This window comes from Nonomuraea sp. NPDC049400 (genome assembly GCF_044466425.1).
Classification (GTDB): Bacteria; Actinomycetota; Actinomycetes; order Streptosporangiales; family Streptosporangiaceae; genus Nonomuraea.
Map to the genome: position 1 here is coordinate 20736 of NZ_JBITMP010000090.1, position 6532 is coordinate 27267.

5 protein-coding genes and 2 pseudogenes are annotated in these 6532 nt (G+C 67.0%); 1 reads left to right on the forward strand and 6 read right to left on the reverse strand.

Annotated features, from left to right (window positions below):
• Positions 1-46: 46 nt before the first annotated feature.
• The 4 genes and pseudogenes from ACIBVN_RS57735 to ACIBVN_RS57750 all read right to left on the reverse strand — a co-directional run bounded on the left by ACIBVN_RS57735 (position 47) and on the right by ACIBVN_RS57750 (position 3108).
• Entirely contained in the window at positions 47-862 is an 816-nt protein-coding gene (locus ACIBVN_RS57735) for a reverse transcriptase N-terminal domain-containing protein (protein ID WP_397150938.1), read from the reverse strand.
• Between the two features lie 676 nt (positions 863-1538).
• Positions 1539-2405, reverse strand: a pseudogene (locus ACIBVN_RS57740) (IS630 family transposase); the annotation flags it as partial.
• A 3-nt stretch (positions 2406-2408) separates the two neighbouring features.
• Positions 2409-2675 (reverse strand): annotated as a pseudogene (locus ACIBVN_RS57745) (helix-turn-helix domain-containing protein); the annotation flags it as partial.
• A gap of 85 nt (positions 2676-2760) precedes the next feature.
• A complete protein-coding gene (locus ACIBVN_RS57750) occupies positions 2761-3108 on the reverse strand; it encodes a hypothetical protein (RefSeq protein WP_397150940.1) in 348 nt (115 codons plus the stop codon).
• A gap of 198 nt (positions 3109-3306) precedes the next feature.
• On the opposite strand from ACIBVN_RS57750, the gene ACIBVN_RS57755 reads away from it, so the two are divergent.
• On the forward strand, positions 3307-4389 hold the full coding sequence (locus tag ACIBVN_RS57755; protein WP_397150942.1) for an IS630 family transposase: 1083 nt from the start codon (positions 3307-3309) through the stop codon (positions 4387-4389).
• A gap of 299 nt (positions 4390-4688) precedes the next feature.
• On the opposite strand, the gene ACIBVN_RS57760 is transcribed toward ACIBVN_RS57755, so the two are convergent.
• Together ACIBVN_RS57760 and ACIBVN_RS57765 are read right to left on the reverse strand one after the other, a co-directional pair.
• Positions 4689-5840 (reverse strand): transposase, encoded by a 1152-nt coding sequence (locus ACIBVN_RS57760; protein WP_397150944.1) that lies wholly within the window; start codon positions 5838-5840, stop codon positions 4689-4691.
• 169 nt (positions 5841-6009) lie between these two features.
• A complete protein-coding gene (locus ACIBVN_RS57765; RefSeq protein ID WP_397150946.1) occupies positions 6010-6342 on the reverse strand; it encodes a hypothetical protein in 333 nt (110 codons plus the stop codon).
• Positions 6343-6532: the final 190 nt, after the last annotated feature.

The window sequence follows — 6532 nt, forward strand, 5'->3', positions numbered from 1 at the left end:
GGTGTTTCATGACCAACCAGCATTGACCAGGCACATCACAGCAAGATCAACGCCATTTGGGGCTCATGACATGTTTCTTACCGGTACCCCAATACCTGACTCCGGCTGCCTGCTCCATGCCGTGCAATGCCACGTTCATCAACGCGGGACTGATCACCCCGCCCTGGGGAGCACCCTCCCCGGTCGAGGCGAACCGGCCATCCTCGATCACTCCCGCCTTCAGCCACCGGCGCACCAGCCCCCGAGCGGGGAAGGAACCCAGCGACTCCAGGATGTGATCATGGCTGAGCCGGTCGAATGCCGCCTCCAAGTCGGCGTCGAGCACCCACAGCCGTCTGGCGTCCTTGCGGTTCGCCGTGGTGTGGATGGCCACGATCGCGTCATGACAGCCCCTGCCCGGCCGAAATCCATAGGACTTCGGCTCGAACCGGGCCTCCCATTCCGGTTCCAGCGCGTTCACCGCCAGGGCCTGTAACGCCCTGTCGGCGATCACGGGAATGCCGAGCGGACGACGGCGTCCCTTGCTTTTGGGCACATACACCCGCCTGACAGGACGGGGGGACCACGCGGCGGCCCCGCGCTGGATCCAGTCGGCCAACTCGGCCTTCTGGACGGCCAGCAGAGCCGTCTTGCCGTCAACCCCGGCCGTCTTGCGGCCAGCGTTGATCTCCGTGACGCGCCGCACGCTCACCAGAGCGTTGCTGCGCGAGCGGAGCATCAGCTTCTGCAGATTGCGGACCTGCTTCAGGTCCCCGGCCTGCGATGCCGCGAAGATCCGCTGCCGCAGCCGCCGTACTTCCCGCTCGACCTGGCCCCAGTCGATCCGGTCCCAGTCCAAGCCGTCGTCCTCAGGTCCGTTCACCAGATCGGCGTCCAACTTGTCCCTCGGTTCGGGCGTCTCGGTCGTCTCGTCTTCGCAGGCTCACCAGACCCGCGTCGGCACCCTTTCAGGTCAGGGCATCAGCCCCTATCCGGCCAGTTATGCGGCACCCGCCGACGGAGGAGTCGGCATCCGGGTTCCGGTTTCCTGTCGCCTTTCGGCCGCCGGCATTCGCTTCTCGGGTCTTCCTGCGCCCGCTGGGGAATTACGCTTCCCTCACGGTCGGCCTACCAGCCCGCACTACACGGCCTGGACCCCATCGGGGTTGTCACGTTCCGCATGCGATAGATGCGACCGGGGAGGGCGTCCTCTGAACCCCGGGGACGGTGGTGCGCTCCCGACCGGCCAAATCCCTCCGGTCGGCACCCGCCGCCTTCCAGCGGCCGGTCCCTATCTCCCGCTCCTGCGACCCATCCGCGAGAGTGCTAATGACGAGGCGTCATCGAGGCTTCACTTGCGTTCACCCGTCCGGCCTTCCCCAGCCTGTGACCCCCGGATGGAACGAGGGTCCTTGGGCATTTCCCCGGGCTTCGCACCCCACGGTCACCCATGACGCACGCCGGGGCGGGGACGGTCCTTACGCACTGGACCGGGCATTATGCCGTCGACATCAGGCGACCTCCTTCGGCACATTCCACTCATCACATGCGACCTCGTGTCGCACGACCTGGTTGATCCAGGAGGAGCCGGTCGGAGTGAAGTGGACGTGGAAGCGGGGGTGTTTGCCCAGCCACGCCTTGATCTCGGGAGTGTTGTGGGTGGCGTAGTTGTCGCACACGAGGTGCACGTCGAGTCCGGCCGGCACCGTCTTGTCGATCGAGGTCAGGAACTTCTTGAACTCGATCGCCCGGTGGCGGCGGTGCAGCTGGCCGATCACGGTCCCATCGGCGATGTTGAACGCGGCGAACAGGCTGGTGATGCCGTGCCGCAGATAGTCGTGGGTGCGCCGCTCGGGCATGCCGGGCATCATCGGCAGCACCGGCTGGGAGCGGTCCAGCGCCTGGATCTGGCTCTTTTCGTCCACGCACAGCACCACCGCCTTCTCGGGCGGGTTGTGATACAGCCCGACGACGTCGACGACCTTGTCCACGAACAGCGGGTCGGTGGACAACTTGAACGTGTCCTGCAGGTGCGGCTTGAGGTCGAACTTCTTCCAGATGCGGCCGATGGTGGACTTCGACAGGCCGGTGCGCTTGGCCATCGAGGCGCGCGACCAGTGGATGTCCCTGCCCGGGGTGGCCTCCAACGTTGCGATGACGACGTCCTCGACCTGGTCGAGCAGGATCGAGGGCGGCCGGCCTGTCCGCGGCTCGTCCTGCAAGCCGTCCAGGCGCTTGGCGATGAACCTCGCCCGCCAGCGGTTGACCGTCGCCGGCGCGATGCCGAGTTCGGCGGCGACCTGATGGTTCGTGCCGCCCTCGGCGCAACGCAGCACGATCCTGGCGCGCAGCGCGAGGAACTGTGCGGTCTTCGATCGTCTGGCCCAGCGCGTCAACTGCGCACGCTCGGCCTCGGACAGGACCAGTTCCGCCTTGCGCCGACCCGGCCGCGGCTCGTCCGTCAGGCCCGCCAGCCGGTCAGCTGCGAACCGGGAACGCCACTTGCGCACCGTCGCGACGTTCACACCCAGGTCGGCAGCCACCCGGGTACTGGACGCACCATCCGCGCAGGCCAGGATGATCTGCGCGCGCTCGGCCACTCGGGCGCCTGCCCCGCCTGCCGCTCGATGCGATAACTCGATGCGCTCCTTTTCCGAGAGCACGACCTCGACAGCACGTGGACCTCGATGCGACATGAAAACAGCATACGTACTTACAGACGAAATTTCCGGCGCATCACACTAGTGCAGGCCCGCTGAAGTCCCTGATGGTTTCGGGTGATCACTCCGGGTGATCTTTCGGTTCGGGGAGATAGAGGGCGCACGCGCAGTCGAGCGCCTCGATCGGGGTGCCGGTCATCGCCCCGCTGGGCAGAATCGCGTCTCGGTAGTCCTCGGTGCTGGCCTGGTAGATCGCGAATCCCCACTCGTCGGGGATGCCGAGGTATTCGATCCGGGCCAGCGGGATCTGCTCGTCATCGTCGGGGTCGTCGTTGGGGTGAGCGATCAGGTAGCCGTAGGAGCCGCGCCAGCGGATGGTGACCTCGGCCAATCGCGGCCAGCGCTGGGAGGCGTGGTGGTCCACGGTCCCTTCGATGAGGTCCTTGAGTTTGGCTGAGGGCACCGGCATGACGGTCATTGTGGCGCAGGTCGGCGTGGTGGGCGGCGGCGGCACGCAGATCCCGCCAAGATCGGGCGAATCGATCATGTTCGTCTGATCTGGGAGTGTGGCATGGCCCGGCCCGTCAGTTGTGACGTCGTCATCCTGGGCAGCCGCCGACGCGCCAAGCTGGAGGCGATCGTGGCGCGGGCCACCTCGCCGCAGCGGATGGTGCTGCGGGCCCGGATCGTGCTGCTGGCCTGGCGGAACTGGACCAACGCGGCGATCGCAGCGGAGTTGAAGGTGAGCGTGACCACGGTGCGGACCTGGCGGCGCCGGTTCGTCAAAGGCGGCCTGCCCGCGCTGGAGGACCGGCCGCGCAGCGGACGGCCCGCCACCTACGGCCCGGACGTGCGGCTGCGCGTCATCGCCGCCGCCACCAGTGTGCCGCCCGAGGGCGTCTCGGTCTGGACCCACACGCTGATCGCCGGCCATCTCGCCGACACGCGAATCTCGCCCTCGCAGGTCGGCCGGATCCTGGCCGAGGCCGATCTGCGACCTCACCGGGTCCGCGGCTGGCTCCATCGCCTCGACGATGAGCAGTTCTGGGCGCAGGCCGCCGCCGTCTGTGACCTGTATCTGCGCCCGCCCGCCGGCACCGTGCTGCTCAGCGTGGATGAGAAGACCGGGATGCAGGCCAAATCCCGTCGCCACCCCGACCAGTCGATGCGGCCGGGTCGCCTCGTCCGGCGCGAGTTCGAATACCGCCGTCACGGCACCGTGTCGATCGTCGCGGCGATGAACGTCGCCAACGGCGAGGTGTTATCCGAATGGATCGCCCGCAACGACTCGGTGACCTTCATCGGCTTCCTGTCTCGGCTGGAGCAGGCCATCGCCCCCGACCTGGCCATACACCTGATCATGGATAACGGGTCCAGCCATACCTCACGTGCCACCCGGGCCTACTTTCGACAGGGAACATCATCGAGACAGGAACCGACTCCTATCGCCTGTCGCACACCAAGAACCAGCAGGTCAGCGGCTGATCACACGCACGCACCAGTGCCCGTGATCCGCGTGCCGCTCGGGCTACCGCCCCAGGCTCACACCCACGCGGGCCAGCACCTGATCGGCCAGTTCCTGTGGGGTCAGCTCGCCGTCCAGGAACACGGTGTCACTCGGCAGCGTGTCGGCTGCGGCCAAGCATGGCTCGATCTTGGCCTTACACCACGCCCGGATCCGCTCATCCTTTTCGGGATCGTCAGGCGTGAAGCTCCGGCCTTCGATCCGCTTCGCCAGGACGTTCGCTGAGCTTGTCGTTTAACCTGCCTGCTCGCGGTGCTCGGTGAATGATGTCGCGCGTTTAGCGGTCTTTCCCACCTGGTGATGACGGGCGAGGACGCGGTTCCTTGATCCCTTGGGGCGTCCGGGACCGGCGCTCGTGGGTTTGGGTGCACTGGCGGGCTGGGGCAGGCTCGTGCGGAGGTGGCGAAACCCCCGGCGGACACGAGCAGGGGTGAGCCGCTCGGGCGGCAGCGGCCTCTCCCACGGGCGGCGCAGGTCTTCGGCGAGGGGGCGAGCGAGACGAAGCTGGGTGTAGGCGACAATGATCAGCCACGTCCAGCGGTCGGCGGCATAGGGGTCGCGGATCTTCGGGACGGTCCAGCCCAGGGTCTGCTTCCACATTCTGAACGTGTGCTCCAGGTCGAATCTGCGGAGGAAGGCCTGCCAGAGCCGGTCCAGATGGGCGGCGGTGATGCCGATGGCCGAGGTCCACAGCCACACCGGCTTGGGATCGCGTTCGCCGGGCAGGTGCTCGACCCGTAGATGGATGAGGGTGCCCTCGATGACCGGGAGCTCGCCGACATGATCGATCCAAGCACTGCGGCGACCGCCGTGCCGTACCGGCTGGTGGCGGTACTCGTGACGTGCTGCGGCTCGCCCCAACTGGTCTCGTCCTTCATCCGGAAGTTGCTCCCGTGTTTGGGCGGACGTCCGCCACCGGGGCTGGCCAGCAGAAACTCCTCCCGCGACGGGGCGGGACGCAGCAGCACCCGATCCGAGCGCAACCGGCCCAGTACCTCCACTGGCAGGCCGTCCAGGAGGAAGGCCAGCCGGGGCACGTCGTACCCGGCGTCGACCACCAGCAGGATGGCCGGGTCGCCCTGACGCCACTGCCCGGCCTGGATCAGGCGGGCGACCAGATCGCGCAGCTGGATGGCGGTGACGGCGGCCTCATCATCGCCGGGACCCAGCCGCGCTGCGTCGAGCACCGTGGTCCAGGAGGTCCGGCCCGTTTCCAGTGCGGCGATCACCGAGTATGGCCAGCCGGGGATCATCTGATGGTCGTCCTTGCGGCGGCCGTAGGTGTGGCAGAACAGCCGTTCGGGGCTGGTCGGCGCGTCGGGCCGCAGCCATGCCGTGATGTCGGCGGCCAGGACGATCCGCCCGCCCGCGGCGCGCGGGAGCGGCACCGTGGCCAGGGCTCTGCGGAGCCGGCCGATCTCGATCCGGCCGTGGTTGATCGCGTCATACAGGGCGCCGTGTCCTCGCCGGTGTTCAGGCGTCAGTGCCAGTCCGACCAGGGTGCGTACCGGCCCGTCGGCGCATAACACCGCCTCGGCCAGCTCGAACAGCTCATCCGCGCGCGCCGTCAGGCAGCCGTAGATCTCCTGGCGGAACTCCGACAACTCCGCTATCGCTTCGGCCCGCTCACTCTCCTGGCCCGATTCCGGGACAGCCGCCGCTGCGGATGCCAGCATGGATGACACAGCCACCGCCTCCTCTTCTTTGGGTTGACACCTTGAAGATGGAGACGGTGGCTGGCCTGGGTCACGGCGACACGCCGTATTGCAGAGGACACAATCCGCTATGTCGGATCAATCACCTCTGTTGCCGATCGCGGCAAATGTGCAGCTCAAAGGTTAAACCTCAAGCTGAGACCTTGAGGAAGAAGTGATGGACGACGGCCCCCGCTCCCTTCAGCGCGCCGAAGATCTCACCCGCATACTCTGCATTGACCAGCGTCATGGGGACCAAGACGGGCCGCTGATATTCCTCGACCAGTCCCACGGCCAAGTCCGCCACCTGGCGCCGCCACAGCCGCAGATCCTGGAAATCGCCGGTCGGGACCTCCACGATCTGACGCCGCAGGAAGCCGACCATCTCCGGGTCATAGACCAGCGTCTTGGGCCAGCGCAGACGCAATTCCTCCACCAACGTGCTTTTGCCGCTGCCAAAGGCGCCGTTCACCCAGACGATCACACGCATCTCCCTCGCTGGCGGGCACATCGGGCCCCTGACAGTGGCGGCGCCCAAGTGGGGCCAAATCACACTGACAGATCATGCCTGAAAGATCGCTAAGGGCCTGCAGAGGAATAACCCGTAGCTTCCGGAGATGTCGATCGTTGCTGTGGTATGGGCGTGGCGGCAGAGACGGTGACGATGCTGGCGG